Source organism: Salmonella sp. SAL04196, from assembly GCF_046550835.1.
In the GTDB taxonomy this organism is placed as follows: Bacteria; Pseudomonadota; Gammaproteobacteria; order Enterobacterales; family Enterobacteriaceae; genus Salmonella; species Salmonella enterica.
On record NZ_JBGDXE010000001.1, the window covers coordinates 1,848,110 to 1,865,554 of the forward strand.

Consider the following 17,445-nt stretch of genomic DNA (forward strand, 5'->3'; position numbering starts at 1 on the left):
AGATGGCTCATAAAAGAGGATGATGCGAGACATTTACGCCACGATGCCGACCCACGCCCCGTAAAAACCCGTCAGGAACGCTTGACCTTTCCTTCGTTGTAACGCCTAGCCTTTGCCAAAAATTCTGCGGCAGCGTTGCGGAATGGCCGACACGCTGCGGTAAAGAGGGAAACGACATGCGTAGAACATTCAAAATTATGTTGATAGCCGGCGTCATCGCCGCCATCGGGGGCGTGATTTACATTGCCGGCGAAGCACTATGGGATAAAGACAACGCCGTCGGACCACCGGCCAGCGCACCGCCTCCACCGTCGGTACCGGTTGCTAAAGCCCTTAGCCGCACACTCGCGCCTACGGCGGAATTCACCGGTTTTCTGGCCGCGCCGGAGACCGTAGAGCTGCGTTCGCGCGTGGGAGGAACCCTTGACGCCGTCAGCGTTCCGGAAGGACGTCTGGTAAGCCGCGGACAACTGCTGTTCCAGATCGATCCGCGCCCGTTCGAGGTCGCCCTCGACACCGCCGTCGCGCAATTACGTCAGGCTGAAGTACTGGCCCGCCAGGCGCAGGCGGATTTCGATCGCATTCAACGACTGGTCGCCAGCGGCGCCGTATCACGTAAAAACGCTGACGATGTCACCGCCACGCGTAATGCGCGACAGGCGCAGATGCAATCGGCCAAAGCCGCCGTCGCCGCAGCGCGCCTTGAACTCTCCTGGACCCGTATTACAGCGCCCATTGCCGGACGCGTTGACCGCATACTGGTGACCCGGGGCAATCTGGTCAGCGGCGGCGTAGCGGGTAACGCCACGCTTTTGACGACTATCGTGTCTCACAATCCCATGTATGTGTATTTCGATATTGACGAAGCCACCTGGCTGAAGGCGTTACGGCATACCCGCTCCGACAAAAATCCACCGGTAGTCAACATGGGGTTAACCACCGATAACGGGCTGCCTTATCAGGGCGTACTCGACTTTATGGGCAATCAGATGAACCGCAGCACCGGCACTATCCGGGCGCGCGCCGTGATTCCTGACCCCGACGGAATGCTTTCTCCCGGCCTGTTTGCCCGAATCAGTTTGCCCATCGGCGAGCCGCGGGAAACCGTGCTGATTGACGATCTGGCGGTGAGCGCCGATCAGGGCAAAAACTATGTGCTGATCGTCGGCAAGGAGAATCAGGTGGAGTATCGTCCGGTTGAGTTGGGACAAATGGTCGATGGACTCCGCGTCGTTACACAGGGAGTACAGCCGGGAGAAAAAATCATCCTCAAGGGGCTGGTGCGTCCTGGCATGACCGTTGCGCCGCGTCTGGTGCCGATGCGGCAGAATATGCCCGATAAACAGACCGCGACATTGACTAAAGCGGACGGCGACAGTGCGTCGAAGGCGGTGCGCCAATGAAATTCACCCACTTTTTCATCGCACGGCCCATCTTCGCCATCGTCCTGTCGCTGTTAATGCTGCTGGCTGGCGCTATCGCCTTTTTAAAACTGCCGCTGAGTGAATATCCGGCCGTTACGCCGCCCACGGTACAGGTTAGCGCCAGCTACCCCGGCGCTAACCCGCAAGTGATTGCCGATACGGTAGCCGCGCCGCTGGAACAGGTGATCAACGGCGTTGACGGCATGTTGTATATGAATACCCAGATGGCCATTGATGGTCGCATGGTTATCTCTATCGCCTTCGAACAGGGAACCGATCCTGATATGGCGCAAATTCAGGTGCAAAACCGGGTATCCCGCGCGCTGCCTCGCCTGCCCGAAGAAGTCCAGCGAATTGGCGTTGTAACGGAGAAAACGTCCCCCGATATGTTGATGGTGGTCCATCTTGTCTCGCCGCAAAAACGCTATGACTCGCTTTACCTGTCTAACTTCGCCATCCGGCAGGTTCGCGACGAGCTGGCCCGTTTACCCGGCGTCGGCGATGTTCTCGTCTGGGGCGCGGGCGAGTACGCCATGCGCGTCTGGCTGGACCCGGCGAAAATCGCCAACCGCGGTCTTACCGCCAGTGATATCGTTACGGCGTTGCGGGAACAAAACGTACAGGTCGCCGCCGGTTCCGTCGGGCAACAGCCGGAGGCCTCCGCCGCTTTTCAGATGACAGTAAACACGCTGGGCCGCCTGACCAGCGAAGAACAGTTCGGCGAGATTGTGGTAAAAATCGGCGCTGACGGCGAGGTGACGCGACTGCGTGATGTCGCCCGCGTCACGCTGGGCGCAGATGCCTATACGCTGCGCAGTTTACTGAATGGCGAAGCGGCGCCAGCGTTACAGATTATTCAAAGTCCGGGCGCCAATGCGATTGACGTGTCTAACGCGATTCGCGGCAAAATGGATGAGTTGCAGCAAAACTTCCCGCAGGATATCGAATACCGGATTGCCTATGATCCTACGGTCTTCGTGCGCGCATCGCTACAATCGGTGGCGATTACCTTGCTGGAAGCCCTCGTGCTGGTCGTCCTTGTCGTGGTGCTGTTCCTGCAAACCTGGCGGGCGTCCATTATTCCTCTGGTGGCGGTTCCCGTTTCGCTGGTCGGCACCTTTGCCTTGATGCACCTGTTTGGCTTTTCGCTGAATACGCTTTCGCTGTTTGGTTTGGTCCTGTCGATAGGTATCGTTGTCGATGACGCCATCGTTGTGGTCGAAAACGTGGAACGTCATATCTCGCAGGGCAAAAGCCCCGGAGAGGCGGCAAAGAAGGCGATGGATGAAGTCACTGGTCCCATTCTTTCTATTACCTCGGTGCTAACGGCAGTCTTTATCCCTTCCGCATTCCTGGCGGGCCTGCAGGGTGAGTTTTATCGTCAGTTCGCGTTGACCATCGCTATTTCGACCATCCTTTCGGCCATTAACTCGCTGACGCTCTCCCCTGCGCTGGCCGCCATTTTGCTAAGACCGCACCACGATACTGCGAAGGCTGACTGGCTAACGCGGTTGATGGGCACGGTCACTGGCGGTTTTTTCCATCGCTTTAACCGTTTCTTCGACAGCGCGTCGAACCGCTATGTTAGCGCCGTCCGTCGGGCCGTGCGCGGCAGCGTCATTGTGATGGTGCTCTATGCTGGCTTTGTGGGGCTGACCTGGCTTGGCTTCCATCAGGTGCCGAACGGGTTTGTGCCTGCGCAGGATAAATACTATCTCGTCGGCATCGCCCAGCTCCCAAGCGGCGCATCGTTGGATCGCACAGAGGCGGTCGTAAAACAGATGTCCGCTATCGCGCTGGCGGAACCCGGCGTTGAAAGCGTCGTTGTCTTCCCCGGTCTGTCGGTTAACGGCCCGGTAAATGTGCCAAATTCGGCGCTGATGTTCGCCATGCTGAAACCCTTTGACGAGCGTGAAGATCCTTCACTTTCCGCTAACGCTATCGCCGGAAAGCTAATGCACAAATTTAGCCACATTCCCGACGGGTTTATTGGCATCTTCCCGCCGCCGCCGGTTCCAGGGCTTGGCGCGACGGGCGGCTTTAAATTGCAGATTGAAGATCGTGCGGAACTGGGATTTGAAGCGATGACAAAGGTGCAAAGCGAGATTATGTCTAAGGCGATGCAGACGCCCGAACTGGCCAATATGCTGGCCAGTTTCCAGACGAACGCCCCGCAATTACAGGTGGATATCGACCGGGTGAAGGCGAAATCAATGGGGGTATCGCTCACCGACATCTTTGAAACGTTGCAAATTAACCTCGGATCGCTTTACGTCAACGATTTCAACCGATTTGGCCGTACCTGGCGGGTGATGGCGCAGGCCGATGCGCCATTCCGTATGCAGCAAGAGGATATCGGCCTGCTTAAAGTCCGCAATGCGAAGGGCGAGATGATCCCGCTTAGCGCTTTCGTCACGATTATGCGCCAGTCGGGGCCGGACAGAATCATCCATTACAACGGCTTCCCCTCGGTAGATATTAGCGGTGGACCGGCTCCGGGCTTCTCCTCCGGACAGGCGACGGACGCGATTGAAAAGATCGTGCGTGAAACGTTGCCGGAAGGGATGGTCTTCGAATGGACCGATCTGGTTTATCAGGAAAAACAGGCCGGCAACTCCGCGCTTGCTATCTTTGCGCTGGCGGTGTTGTTGGCCTTCCTGATCCTGGCGGCGCAGTATAACAGTTGGTCGCTGCCCTTCGCCGTCCTGCTTATTGCGCCTATGTCATTACTCTCAGCCATTGTCGGCGTGTGGGTATCTGGCGGAGATAACAATATCTTTACGCAGATTGGTTTCGTGGTGCTGGTCGGCCTGGCGGCCAAGAACGCCATTTTGATTGTCGAGTTTGCCCGCGCCAAAGAACACGACGGCGCAGACCCGCTGACCGCCGTGCTGGAAGCGTCACGCCTGCGTCTACGTCCTATCCTGATGACCTCATTCGCCTTTATCGCAGGCGTAGTACCGCTGGTACTCGCGACGGGTGCCGGCGCGGAAATGCGACATGCGATGGGCATCGCCGTGTTTGCCGGAATGTTGGGCGTCACGCTCTTTGGCCTGTTATTGACGCCTGTATTTTACGTGGTGGTTCGCAGGATGGCATTAAAGCGTGAGAACCGCGTTGATTCACATGATCAGCAAGCATAATGATGGGAATGGCATAATGAAGATCACTTTTACAGGCTATCGGCAGACCGCCACGCTGGCGACGCTTGCTTTCGTCACCACGCTTGCTGGCTGTACGATGGCGCCGAAGCACGAACGCCCCCCATCGCCGACTGCGATGGTCTATCCCTACGCAACGTCAACCGTTTCTGGCGCGCCGGATGCCGCTGACATTGGCTGGCGTGATTTCTTCCACGATCCGCTTCTACAGGAACTGATCGCGATCGCGTTACGCAATAATCGGGATTTACGCAAGGCAGGGCTCAATGTTGAAGCCGCCCGGGCGTTATACCGTATTCAGCGCGCGGAGATGCTGCCGACGCTCGGCATCGCCACCGCCATGGACGCCGGTCGCACTCCCGCCGATCTCAGCGTCACGGACGAGCCTGAGATTAACCGACGCTACGAGATGGCTGGGGCGACGACGGCCTGGGAACTGGATCTCTGGGGGCGAGTGCGAAGCCTTAGCGACCAGGCATTAGCCGCCTATATGGCGCTTGATGAGACGTACATTGCGGCGCGAATGAGCCTGGTTTCCGAAGTCGCCAGCGCCTGGCTGACGCTACGGGCTGACCGGGAGCTGCTGCGCTTAACCGAAGATACGCTGGCCGCGCAAAAAAGTTCATACACATTGACAACCCAGCTTGCCCGGACAGGCAACGCCACACAGCTCGATCTGCGTATGGCGGAGATCGCGCTGCGTTCTGCCGAAATCAATCGCGCGGCGTATACGCGACAGTTGGCGCGGGATCGTAACGCGCTGGAATTGCTGTTGGGCCAGCCGCTCACGCCTGAACTGTCGCGTCGACTAAACGAGGCGGTCACGCTTACGGAAGGCACGATCCCGACCACTCTGCCAGGCGGATTACCGTCAGATCTGCTGGTACGCCGCCCGGATATTCGCGCCGCCGAGTACAGGCTGCGCGGCGCAAACGCCAGAATAGGCGCAGCGCGCGCCGCCTTCTTCCCGACCATCAGCCTGACAGGCACGGCGGGAACGGCCAGCGCGTCTCTTAGCGGACTCTTTGAACCGGGATCGGGAAGCTGGCGTTTTCTACCGCAAATCACCTTGCCTCTCTTTCACGGCGGCGCATTACGCGCTGACCTGGATAGGGCGCATGTCCAAAAACAGATTGAAATCGCCAGGTATGAAAACGTTATTCAGCAAGCCTTTCGCGACGTGGCGGATGGTCTGGCGGGACAGCGTACGCTGAATGACCAGGTGCAATCAGAACAACGCGCGGTTGAAGCCAGTCAAATCGCCTATGAGCTGGCCGGACTCCGTTTTCAGGAAGGCATCGATGACTACCTTACGCTGCTTGATACCCATCGTATGCTTTATGGCGCGCAACAGCGCCTGGTACGCACACGTCTCATGCAACAGCTGAATATCATTAATCTGTATAAAGCATTAGGCGGCGGTTGGCGGGAATACAGCGAGAAAAAGCAAGGTTAGCCCAAATAGCGCGCGTCGCCAGTGCGGCGCGCGCGCTAAACAGGCATATATTGCCTGCAAAATAAGGTTAACGAGGGCAACGATAAACGTTCCCGCTTAACGTGACATTCGTTTGTTTGCTTGAGCCCGAACCGTGCCATGAACTTCCTGTCTGGCCTGCACGCTGGGTTAACAGGACTACCGTATTTCCGCCCATTTTATAAGCTTTGTTTTTCAGGTCGTTACGGGCACCCGTTTCCAGGTTACTGTTGGAAGTCCAGCCACCGGTAAAGAAATTCCCCTGGCTGCCCGTGATATCCCCTAAGTAGCTGCATTCCTTACCTGGCTCGCTGGTCATCACCCGTACCTGTTCAGCGCCATAATTCAACGAATTAGCGCTACATGCGGTTAAAGCCAAGCCGACGAAACATACTAAGATCTTTTTCATACTAATACCTGGTCTATTAATCATTAAATAATAACGCGTTCTTGCTTCTGAACGCCGTCAAGGAACTATATTTAAGATGTAACGAATGTCTTTCATTTGCTGAAGAAAAGTCTCTGTCATGATGCTATCATGTATGCTTGAGGCTATTTCTTGTTCAGTTTTTTCAATATGCTCTCTGAGCCTTATTTTTGTTTTTTCGTCAAGCGCCGAGATAAGTATCTTAATGGCAAGCAGCAAAGTAGGATTGATGCTTTCACACTCTCTCATCGTTAACTTTTTCATCTTGTTTGCTTCAAGCCTGATCGGCGTTTTTGTCTACACGGCAAATTTTAGATGCGAAGATATGGCGACTTCTTTGGTAAATAAATAGCAAATGGAAAAAGCGTTTGAAGCCATATTTACGACAGATACGCAATCTATGAATGTACAAAGTCTTACGACTCATGCCATAGCTACTGGCGATCTGACTCATCGACTTTTTATATAAAAAGTGCCATAACAACTCCTCCTCCTTTTTTGTCAACGGCGCAAGTTCACCGAGCGCTACATCGTTTGCACAAGCGTATTTAATGAAATGCTCAATAAAAACAGGCTTTGCCAAATCGGGATCGATATCAGGATCTCTATCGCAGCCATGTGGATAAAGTTTTCCAATATCTCTGCGCGTGAGCCAGATTCGACGAGCATGTGGATAATGCTGCATGAGCGCCTTAAAACCTTTCCAGACCCCCTGAATCAAAACTCGTCCATCAATAATAATTATGATATCTTCGCTAGCTGATATCTGACACGAATTATATTCTCCATTGAGTGGGAACATAAAGCACTTCCCATCCTCAAAGAGTGAAGCGATGCCTAAATAAGTATAATAATCATCCGTTAAAACTATACCTATCGTTTTTAACGGAAGTTGTTCCGATAGTGAATTTATCATAATTTCATCAATAGAATAACGCTACGGTGAGTGTTTTATCTTCCTCTTAAGATTACCTGAGCGCTCATAACCATCCCTATTCTGTAGCAGCGCCATATTATTTTTAATTCCTTGCCATAAACGTAACGCTTATACTTTTAATGTCAGAAGCGATAACCTACGCTGACACCAAATGTATTGGTATCCACAGCGAAGAAACGACTGGCTTCCCATGATGCATCGATAGATATACTCTTAACTGGATTAAATATTACGCCAGCGCCGTAGGCAAAGGAGTCTTCTTTTGAGTGTTTATTAAATTTCATCGTCGCTATACCCGCATTGCCGTACAGGCTCACATAGTCATTAAAACGATATGTTGGTCCAAACATCAAAGAACCATAGTCCACAGAATCGGAACCATTTTTATGCAACTTCCCCTCTTTCCAGGTGTAGTTCTCCATTTCATTGCGCGTCGCGGTGAATGAGCCTAACATCCCCCAGGTCTCATTGAACTCGTAACGATATTTAAAATTAAAGCCTCGCAGATCTTTGCTATCGCTATTTTTCAATGAACTGAGATGAGTTTGTGCATAACCAAACGATACGGTGTGCTGATCGTTAGCCAAAGCTAAAGGTGACGCTAATAATAAACCTAAAAAAACAAGGAACGAAGACCGTCTTTTCATTAAAACCACTCCATTTTTGATATATAATTAAGGCGGTACCGGAACTTATGGCACACAAATAGCATTTAGATTAAGAGTACCTAATGCGCTTATTACCAGTCATGCCAACTGCGGAGGTAATATAACCTGATATATTCGATAATGGATATGAAATCAGTCTTACAGAGTTCTTACTTTTTTATTAATAGCGGATTCATAGTTGCTTCAGACCCGATCCTGGCATCTCATCCGTCAGGCGGGCTGCGAGAGGTTATCAGCGAGTATCAGTCACCTCCCGGAAGAATAAGAAATTCATAAATCATTGTTTTACATGCATTTTAATTGATTATTGAGTTAACCTTTACCCTTGCGGAGGGCAATTTCGCAACTCGCGTTCTGACGCATTCAGACAACATTCAGATCTACTGCGCGGTACAAACGTTATAAAGCTGCCGATTAAGAGAATAGAAAAAGGTTTTCTCACCCACTTTAGATATTCGAATCTCATTAGCCGCTTCCGGATGCAGAACCCGTAAATATGATAACAGATCGCCAGCCGTGTCCGTGGCAAAGACTTTTACCTGGGATACTTCGAACGTATAAACACCAGGCGCTGTTCGATGTAAATTTTTCATATACACGTCCCGGTATAATATTTTTACACCGTTATCTTTTGTTTTTATTTCATATTGAAGCGTAATTCTCTTCATCTTAAAATCAAGAACAAGACTGCCATCGGCATGGATATCTTTAGGCTGTATCGTCGTTACCGTTCTTGTCGTACATAAAAATTCATTAGTATTAATAGAACTATGGTTACTGTTTCGTACCCAAACTACCATCAGTACGACTGAAACAGCCAACATACCAAGCGTCGCCACGCTTAATAACGTTCTTTTATGGAAATGCATTTCGGCTCCGCTATATCAAGTTGGTTAAGACACTGGACAAAAATATTTGTATTAGGAACGCGAATGTAATAAATGATTTTTCCGTTTTGTTTATGTATTTCATTGCTCATCTCGGAGTACGCTTCAACGATATCCGTCAGATGGGTTTTATCATGCCCGACACTATAAAAAGTGTATCCATCATACGAACCCTGGAGGGTAAAGTAATCAATATTTTCACCCTTAACTTTATACATCATAAAAAACATCAGAAGCGCGGCCAGGCAAAAGTAGAGCCAATCTTTTTTATTCACAGCGCCCGGTATTGGGGTAATAATAGTGTCATCGTGTCGCACTTCAACCGTCGATAATTCTGTTTCAGCAACAGCAGGCAACGGCGTATTTTGCGCCTCATCACTCAACGGTTCAATGGAAACTGAGAGTAAAACACCCACGCGAGGGCGAGTCACAACAGACGCCCCCTTAAGGCCTATTTTATCAAATGATCCTCGTAGCTGGTTAATCAGTTTATAATAACTGGCATCAGAGACCACGACACCTTTGCGCCCCCAGACATAGTTAATTAAATCATCTTTTTTAAAAAGGCCTTCATGAAAAGCGATAAGCAAACTGCGTTCCGATTCAGATATCGTTATCGACTCTCCGGCGCAGGAAAGCGTCATTCGTTCACAATCAAGAATAACTCTTTTGTCAATCAGATAATTGTTCTGACTCATAAAAATATCCGCCCCAGTGCTATCACGTTTCTTCACGGCATAAACATATTACCAGGATATATCGCGCTATTGAATTTTTTTCCGTAGCGAGCTCCTGTATTATTCAGCCACCAGGCCGCTCGCGGATCCGTTTTCCCCTTTGAGCAAACCATTTTGCCTCTGGGCCGACTTGCCAAGCCAGCTCATAAAGTCATTAGCCCCCATCGGCCTGGCATAAAGAAATCCCTGAACGAATCCTACCCCGTGGCTTAAGATGTAACGCAATTGGTGCTGGGTACTGACCCCTTCGGCAACCACATTAAGCCCCAGTCGCTGACTCAGCGTAATGATAGTATCCAGGACAGGAACATCATCGCTGCTGGTATCAATGGTATCGATAAACGTTCTGTCTATTTTAAGAGAGTCTACAGGTAATTGCTGGAGATAGGAGAGTGAGCAATAGCCGGTCCCAAAATCATCAATCGCTATTAACACGCCTTTTTCACGGAGCGTTGAAAGTTTTTCTGCGACCTGTGAAGGTTCTACAATCAGGCTACGCTCGGTGAGCTCCAACATAAGCGTTATCGTTCCCAAACGAGTCCTGAGCGCCTCTATATCTTGTATAAAACCGTCATCCATAAGATGCGCAGGCGATATATTTACGCTGATATAGAAATCATCCGGTACAGTCCAGTTTATTACGTCATGAGCAATCAGTTCGAACAGATGACGAGAGAGTGGAATAATCATGCCTTCATTTTCTGCGGCGGTAATAAAAATATCCGGGGTTATAAAACGGCCATCCGGTTGCGGCCAGCGCATTAGCGCCTCCACGCCGCCGCAACTACCGTGTTTAACATTAAAAACAGGCTGATAATGTACCGTAAACTCATTGTGCGTTATTCCCCTGGCAATCTCCCGGGCCAGAGATAAACGTTTTAAATACCAGCGCCTGTAGAACAACATCATCCCTACAGAAAGACACAATGACAGCGGAACAAAAATAAAAAGGTTTTGTAACCAGTATGCCGATAACGTTGAGAAAGGGGTTCGCACCATCAGCTGGATAGTGTGATCGGTTGAGGTGAACCGCTGCGTTAAAAACGCCTTACCGCGCAACGTCGCAGCGCTGGTAATCGCCTCCCCTGCGCCGAATGTCAGGCTAAAGGCTGATGCTCTCTCTGCAGCCAATATCTCCATGAGCTCCTGGACATACTGCGAGTCCACAATGACGAAGGCCGCTTTATTCGCTGCTACTTTTTTCACATAAACCACAACAAGGCGATTGGGTCCTTCGGCCATACTACCGATAGATCGCAACCACCGTTTCGGATAAGAAGCAGGTAAAGAAAGCCCTGCCAGCCGGGAAAAATGATAGCGTTCGGTTCCTGTGACAAAGGAGCAAGTGATATCACCATTTTCCAGAAACCCAATGTCACGGACATAAGGAGTGAAGGCCCGCGTTCTGGACAGTTCTTTCAGCGTGTCAGTACAGGAACTCTCAGCCAGTCTGGTGGCTTTTCCGGCGACTTGCCAGGAGGCGGCAGATATATCCGCGCTAAACCGCAGCAGCGTATTGGCGCTGACGGCGATATCTCGTTTTAGCTGGAAGATACCCGCGAGTAACCCCACCAATATCATGACGATCAGTGGAACGGCAATAAACAACATCAGAAATAGCTTTCTTACTTTCAAATCATTGCCCTCTTACCGGCCTTCCTTTTGCCACTGTATGCTTTTATAAGATAACTAAAGTAACATTAATATAGAAAAGCAATATTGAGAGATAGGTTATACGTTCTTAATGATAGCAAGATGGCACTCCCTGTGCCGAAAATAGACAAGAAAATATCAATACCCAACAGGTGCAGGATACTATCGTTAAAATAAGCGATAGCAGATATCCAAAATACAGACGCATTCAATATGTTAGCCTGATACCAGGTTCGCTGCCTGATGAGGCATAACCATCACGGAACGAATTCCCATCAATACAGGGATTATTGGCTACAACTCAACGTTACTACTGGTGGTACACACATTATACAAATGCCGATTAAGCGAAAACATGTAGGTATTTTTCCCAATTTTTACCATCTTTAACTCATTAATCGTACCAGGCTGTAACAGTCTCAGCCAGGAAAACAAATCGCCAGCAGTATCAGACTCAAAAGTCTTAACTGAATTGACTTTAAAAGTAAATGTTTTCATACCCGTTCTGCGCAGTTTGCTGATGCAGATGTCACGAAAAAAAAGCCGTTTTTCTTTCGTATCGGTAGTAACATCGTAGTGTAGGGTAATCCTGCCGGATTTAAGATCCAGCACAAGTCCACCATCCATGTACAATTTTCGTGGCGCAATATACGCTTCTGATTTTGTCGTGCATATAAGATTATTGGTTCTATAAGAGTCACGATTTACCCACTCAAGCGCTATTACCGATCCGATTGCGACAATGGCGATAAATATTACAAATATAATCAGTAACGTTCTTTTACTGTAATACATTTTGGCACCGCCATTTCAACAGGATTTAAGCATTGCAGAAAAATATTCATGTTAGGCTCCCTGATATAATAAAGATGGCGTCCATTTTGCCGGTAAATTTTAATTTTTAGAGAGTTAAAAGCAAAAACTACTTCACTTAATGTGACCTTATCCTCTTTTGTTTTATAGATTGCATAATCGTTATATTCGCCAAGATATGTAAAAAAACTATCAGAGCTGTTACGAACAGGCGCTTTATATATAGTAAATACACCATAGAGCAATGCCAGAAGAATGGCTCCTGTTAATACCACAAATACGCTGTGACGTTTAATTTTGTAAAATATTTTCTCCCGAGTCGGGGTGCCCTTAACGTTTTCATCACTCACCTTTAGGGAGGTGATTTTTTTTATAGGTTCAATGGCAACAGACAGCGACACCCCCACCCGAGGGCGAGTTACGATATCAGATGGCTGTAGACCGATGCTACTAAAATCATTTCTCATTTGATTAATGAGTTTATAGTAACTTGATTCTGAGACGCAGCCTCCACGATTTTCCCAAACAAAATGAATAATATCTTCTTTTTTGTAAAGACCATGCCAAAAAGCAAGAAGCAAATGGGTCTCAGCTTCTGATATTCTGATTATCTCATTACCATGCGATAAGGTCATCTTCGTACTATCAAATACAACACGCTTATCAAGTAAAAATATGCTTTCATTCATGACAATCCTAAAGGTAACTGCATCCATCATTCAGACGACATATTATCATGCTCAAAAAAGAATTCAGCCCCCTAATTAACCTGAGTTTAACTTATAAGTCTCACTTATAGTAAACAATAATTGACACAAGTATTAGCCGCACATTACAAATCAAACAGTTATAGGTAAATCTGAACACCTTTCTTTACCTTAACGCAAACTCAGGAAACTTCTGAAAGGCCAAAAGTAAGAAAAAAGTAAGACTAATTATACTGTTTCAGAAGCACATTTCAGAAAATTTACCTTAATCTCACCATCGCATTATCCATCGGGAGGTTTAACTGATGCGGATTTTACATAGCAAAAATGTGCAGGTTTGTATTGCAACATAGTCTATCTATTCAGACGCGGAGAGAATTGTTATCGGATTACACTCAATCAAATGATAACACTATCAGTTGTACTAATGAGATGTATGGACGAAAGCGCTTATCGCTCTATTTCATGATAAGAGAAATAAGTCTGTTTGTTTTATATCGCATTATCAATAGTCAGGAGGGTATAGCTCACATCCAAAAATAGAGTTAATGATCGTTATTTTTACCACTCCTCCATAAGCACGAAACATTCGGGCGAATTGCACTCGTCCTGAAAAAGTAAAGATTAATACAGGAACATTATCATATGTCTATGAAAAAGTATTTAGCAATGATCACAGGCTCACTTCTTGTCTCCAGCAGCGCGATGGCTGTTTCTGATAACACCATCACCTTTCAAGGGGAAGTCTCTGATGAAACATGCTCTGTCGTGATTAATGGTAATCAGGCTAAACCCGTCGTGTTATTGCCAACAGTAAGTACTAAAGATTTATCAGAACAAGGGAAAACTGCGGGGCCAATAACGTTTGATATTGGGCTGTCCGGGTGTACCGGCTCTAAGGACAAAACAACAAAAATTTCCACCGTCTTTGTCGGTAATCAGGTCACCAGTAACGGTAACCTGGGTAATACTGGCAGCGCGAAAAATGTTGAAGTCCAATTACTCGACACTTCAGGGGAGCCAATCAATCTGACCGGCGGCTTTACTGGCGACGGCGACCTACAGCTGGAACCAAATGCTTCTGAAGCGAGCGCGACTTATACCGCGCGGTATTACTCTACCGGGAAAGCAGAGGCAGGGACAGTCGCTGCCACCCTACAATACGCCGTTTCGTATAAATAATCGTCGCTACGGTCTGGCGTTGAAACGCCAGACCATTTTCAATTGCCAGGGAGTTGTTGAGATGAAAATGGATACCCGACATTCCGCATTATATTACTTAATAGTTTTTCTATTCCTGGCCCTACCCGCCACAGCATCGTGGGCGAGCGTTACTATTTTGGGTAGCCGAATAATTTACCCATCAACAGCCTCCTCCGTAGATGTGCAGCTAAAAAATAATGACGCAATACCTTATATCGTACAAACCTGGTTTGACGATGGCGATATGAATACCAGCCCGGAAAATAGCAGCGCGATGCCGTTCATTGCCACGCCGCCGGTATTTCGTATTCAACCCAAAGCAGGCCAGGTGGTACGCGTAATTTATAACAACACGAAAAAATTGCCGCAGGATCGTGAGTCAGTATTCTGGTTTAACGTATTACAGGTACCACCAACGAATATTGGCAGCGACAGCGGGCAAAATAAAATGTTGGTGATGCTGCGCTCAAGAATAAAACTTTTCTATCGTCCTGACGGGCTAGGTAAACCTGATAGTCTGGCGAAAAAACTACAGATTAAAACGGTAAATAAGGGTTCCGGAAAAAGCGGTATTGTTATTGTTAATCCGCAGCCCTGGTTTGCCTCTTTAAGTAACCTGAATGTAAAAGTGAACGGCGCTTCGTATAACCTGGATGCTGACATGATTGCCCCTTTCTCCAGTCAAACCTGGTGGCTGCCGGGCAAACGGTCACTCAAATCCTTCTCCGGTACAGTCACCGTTACTTTGGTTAACGACCTGGGCGCAAGGATAAGCGAGAGCTACGATGTCCCCCACCATTAATTTGAACCGCAAAAGCCTTGCGCTATTGATCGCCATAGTTTGCTCAGGCTCCGCGCAGGGTGAAGAGTATTATTTTGATCCTGCGCTACTTCAGGGGGCCACTTACGGACAAAATATTGCCCGTTTTAATGAACAGCAAACGCCTTCCGGAGACTATCTTGCCGACGTTTACGTTAATGGCACGCTGGTAACAGCGAGCACTAATATTCGATTTAATGCTGTAAAAGAGGGTCAACAGACGGAACCCTGCTTGCCCTTATCGGTGATGAAAGCGGCACAGATAAAATCACTCCCCGCGACCGACGCTGCGACCGAGTGTCGCCCGCTCAGGGAGTGGGTACCTCATGCCGGCTGGCAATTTGATAGCGCCACGCTTCGCCTGTTGCTGACGATTCCAATGATCGAACTTACGCACAAACCGCGTGGTTATATCTCCCCTTCAGAGTGGGATAGCGGCGCGCTGGCGCTGTTTTTACGCCATAACACAAACTGGACCCGCACCGAAAATACCGACAGCCATTATCGCTACCAATACTTATGGAGCGGTTTAAACATGGGCGTTAACCTCGGACTTTGGCAGGTCCGTCATCAAAGTAATCTACGCTATGCCAATAGCAACCAGAGCGGAAGCGCCTGGCGCTATAACAGCGTTCGAACCTGGGTGCAAAGACCTGTCGCGTCTATTAACAGTATCCTGTCGCTGGGCGATAGCTATACGGACTCCAGCTTATTCGGCAGTCTGTCCTTTAACGGGGCTAAGCTTGTCACCGACGAGCGGATGCGCCCGCAGGGCAAACGCGGTTATGCGCCGGAAGTTCGGGGCGTAGCGGCCAGTAGCGCGCACGTGGTAGTAAAACAACTGGGGAAAGTGATTTATGAAACCAACGTTCCGCCGGGCCCATTTTATATTGACGATCTGTACAACACCCGTTATCAAGGCGATCTGGAGGTAGAGGTTATCGAGGCCAGCGGTAAAACCTCACGTTTCACCGTGCCTTATTCTTCCGTGCCGGATTCGGTTCGCCCCGGTAACTGGCACTATTCGCTGGCCTTCGGCAGGGTTCGTCAGTACTACGATATTGAAAATCGTTTCTTTGAGGGAACGTTCCAGCACGGCGTTAATAACACCATTACCCTCAACCTCGGTTCACGAATTGCGCAGCGTTACCAGGCATGGCTGGCGGGCGGTGTCTGGGCCACCGGTATGGGCGCGTTCGGCCTTAACGCCACCTGGTCGAATGCGCGCGCAGAGCATAATGATCGCCAGCAAGGCTGGCGCGCGGAACTCAGTTACAGCAAAACGTTTACCACCGGCACTAACCTGGTACTGGCGGCTTATCGTTATTCAACCAACGGCTTTCGCGATCTTCAGGACGTGCTCGGCGTACGCCGGGAAGCAAAAACGGGGATTGATTACTACTCCGACACGCTGCATCAGCGCAATCGCCTGTCCGCAACGGTAAGCCAGCCGTTAGGACGGCTTGGCACGCTTAACCTCAGCGCCAGCACCGCAGACTACTACAATAACCAATCGCGTATAACACAGCTACAAATGGGGTATAGCAACCAGTGGCGGAATATAAGCTACGGGGTGAATATCGCACGACAGCGCACCACCTGGGATTACGATCGCTTTTATCACGGCGTTAACGAACCACTGGACGTGAGTAGCCGACAAAAATATACCGAAACCACAATGTCGTTTAATGTCTCTATACCGCTGGATTGGGGCGAAAACAGAACGTCTGTCGCCATGAATTATAACCAGTCCAGTCAAAGCCGTTCCTCAACCGTATCCATGACCGGCAGTAGCGGTGAAAACAGCGACCTGTCATGGTCGGTTTATGGCGGCTACGAGCGTTATCGCAATAGCAATAGCAATAGCGATAGCAGCGCGCCAACGACGTTTGGCGGTAATCTACAACAAAACACCCGGTTTGGCGCACTTCGCGCCAACTATGACCAGGGTGATAACTATCGTCAGGAAGGGCTGGGCGCGTCCGGCACCCTGGTACTTCACCCTGGCGGTCTGACGGCTGGCCCCTATACCAGCGATACCTTTGCGCTTATTCATGCCGATGGCGCGCAGGGCGCGATCGTACAAAATGGCCAGGGCGCTGTGGTTGATCGCTTTGGTTACGCCATTCTGCCTTCGTTATCTCCTTACCGCGTCAATAACGTTACGCTCGATACCCGTAAGATGCGCAGCGATGCCGAACTGACGGGAGGAAGTCAGCAGATTGTGCCCTATGCTGGCGCCATCGCGCGTGTCAATTTCGCCACTATCAGCGGCAAAGCAGTGCTGATCTCCGTGAAGATGCCGGATGGCGGCATACCGCCAATGGGCGCTGATGTTTTCAACGGTGAAGGCACAAACATCGGCATGGTCGGCCAGAGTGGGCAGATTTATGCCCGTATCGCCCATCCGTCGGGTTCTCTACTGGTGCGCTGGGGAACAGGGGCAAACCAGCGTTGCCGGGTTGCCTACCAACTCGATCTTCACACCAAAGAACCGTTTCTCTATCTGAACAAAATCTGCGAGAAGGAATAGC

14 protein-coding genes and 1 pseudogene are annotated in these 17,445 nt (G+C 49.4%); 6 read left to right on the top strand and 9 right to left on the bottom strand.

Translation table 11 applies throughout. From position 1 onward, the window contains the following. Positions 1-176: 176 nt before the first annotated feature. From mdsA to mdsC, 3 genes are read left to right on the top strand one after another with little or no spacing between them, the layout of a single operon-like run. Positions 177-1,403, top strand: coding sequence for a multidrug efflux RND transporter periplasmic adaptor subunit MdsA (mdsA, locus tag ACLJPE_RS09295; RefSeq protein WP_023212881.1), 1,227 nt, complete (start codon positions 177-179; stop codon positions 1,401-1,403). Continuing rightward, positions 1,400-4,567 carry a multidrug efflux RND transporter permease subunit MdsB gene (gene mdsB / locus ACLJPE_RS09300; RefSeq protein WP_000673153.1) on the top strand — a complete coding sequence of 1,056 codons (3,168 nt, stop codon included), beginning with the start codon at positions 1,400-1,402 and terminating at the stop codon, positions 4,565-4,567. The genes mdsA and mdsB overlap by 4 nt, the downstream gene beginning before the upstream one ends. Before the next feature lie 16 nt (positions 4,568-4,583). Next, positions 4,584-6,041 carry a multidrug efflux transporter outer membrane subunit MdsC gene (gene mdsC / locus ACLJPE_RS09305; RefSeq protein WP_023214871.1) on the top strand — a complete coding sequence of 486 codons (1,458 nt, stop codon included), beginning with the start codon at positions 4,584-4,586 and terminating at the stop codon, positions 6,039-6,041. A 67-nt stretch (positions 6,042-6,108) separates the two neighbouring features. Here the strand turns inward: mdsC and ACLJPE_RS09310 are convergent, their stop codons facing one another. The 9 genes and pseudogenes from ACLJPE_RS09310 to ACLJPE_RS09350 form a co-directional block, all read right to left on the bottom strand. Further along, the gene (locus ACLJPE_RS09310) at positions 6,109-6,468 is read right to left on the bottom strand and encodes a DUF4156 domain-containing protein (RefSeq protein WP_000722978.1); all 360 of its coding nucleotides are present in this window, start codon (positions 6,466-6,468) and stop codon (positions 6,109-6,111) included. A gap of 57 nt (positions 6,469-6,525) precedes the next feature. Further along, positions 6,526-6,750, bottom strand: coding sequence for a membrane protein (locus ACLJPE_RS09315; protein WP_000737124.1), 225 nt, complete (start codon positions 6,748-6,750; stop codon positions 6,526-6,528). Between the two features lie 10 nt (positions 6,751-6,760). Continuing rightward, on the bottom strand, positions 6,761-7,402 hold the full coding sequence (locus tag ACLJPE_RS09320; RefSeq protein WP_039514459.1) for a helix-turn-helix transcriptional regulator: 642 nt from the start codon (positions 7,400-7,402) through the stop codon (positions 6,761-6,763). 143 nt (positions 7,403-7,545) lie between these two features. After that, complete coding sequence (locus ACLJPE_RS09325) at positions 7,546-8,070, bottom strand: Ail/Lom family outer membrane beta-barrel protein (RefSeq protein WP_000830237.1); 525 nt, start codon at positions 8,068-8,070, stop codon at positions 7,546-7,548. Between the two features lie 401 nt (positions 8,071-8,471). Then, positions 8,472-8,960, bottom strand: a complete 489-nt coding sequence (locus ACLJPE_RS09330) for a hypothetical protein (RefSeq protein WP_000545419.1) — start codon at positions 8,958-8,960, stop codon at positions 8,472-8,474. Continuing rightward, positions 8,933-9,676 (bottom strand): transcriptional regulator, encoded by a 744-nt coding sequence (locus ACLJPE_RS09335; RefSeq protein WP_000081363.1) that lies wholly within the window; start codon positions 9,674-9,676, stop codon positions 8,933-8,935. The genes ACLJPE_RS09330 and ACLJPE_RS09335 overlap by 28 nt, the downstream gene beginning before the upstream one ends. Positions 9,677-9,775: 99 nt before the next feature. After that, the gene (locus ACLJPE_RS09340; protein WP_000868297.1) at positions 9,776-11,350 is read right to left on the bottom strand and encodes an EAL domain-containing protein; all 1,575 of its coding nucleotides are present in this window, start codon (positions 11,348-11,350) and stop codon (positions 9,776-9,778) included. A 512-nt stretch (positions 11,351-11,862) separates the two neighbouring features. Then, a pseudogene (locus ACLJPE_RS09345) lies at positions 11,863-12,163 on the bottom strand (hypothetical protein). Then, on the bottom strand, positions 12,136-12,870 hold the full coding sequence (locus ACLJPE_RS09350; protein ID WP_001005860.1) for a transcriptional regulator: 735 nt from the start codon (positions 12,868-12,870) through the stop codon (positions 12,136-12,138). Before ACLJPE_RS09350 ends, ACLJPE_RS09345 begins: the two are co-directional and overlap by 28 nt. Before the next feature lie 663 nt (positions 12,871-13,533). Here ACLJPE_RS09350 and ACLJPE_RS09355 point away from each other — a divergent pair. The 3 genes from ACLJPE_RS09355 (at position 13,534) to ACLJPE_RS09365 (ending at position 17,444) form a co-directional block, all read left to right on the top strand. Next, positions 13,534-14,070: a fimbrial protein gene (locus ACLJPE_RS09355; protein WP_000062033.1), complete on the top strand. Its 537-nt coding sequence runs from the start codon at positions 13,534-13,536 to the stop codon at positions 14,068-14,070. 61 nt (positions 14,071-14,131) lie between these two features. Then, positions 14,132-14,893: a fimbrial biogenesis chaperone StbB gene (stbB, locus tag ACLJPE_RS09360; protein ID WP_000781486.1), complete on the top strand. Its 762-nt coding sequence runs from the start codon at positions 14,132-14,134 to the stop codon at positions 14,891-14,893. Then, positions 14,877-17,444: a fimbrial outer membrane usher protein gene (locus ACLJPE_RS09365; RefSeq protein WP_039514462.1), complete on the top strand. Its 2,568-nt coding sequence runs from the start codon at positions 14,877-14,879 to the stop codon at positions 17,442-17,444. Before stbB ends, ACLJPE_RS09365 begins: the two co-directional genes overlap by 17 nt. Position 17,445: the final 1 nt, after the last annotated feature.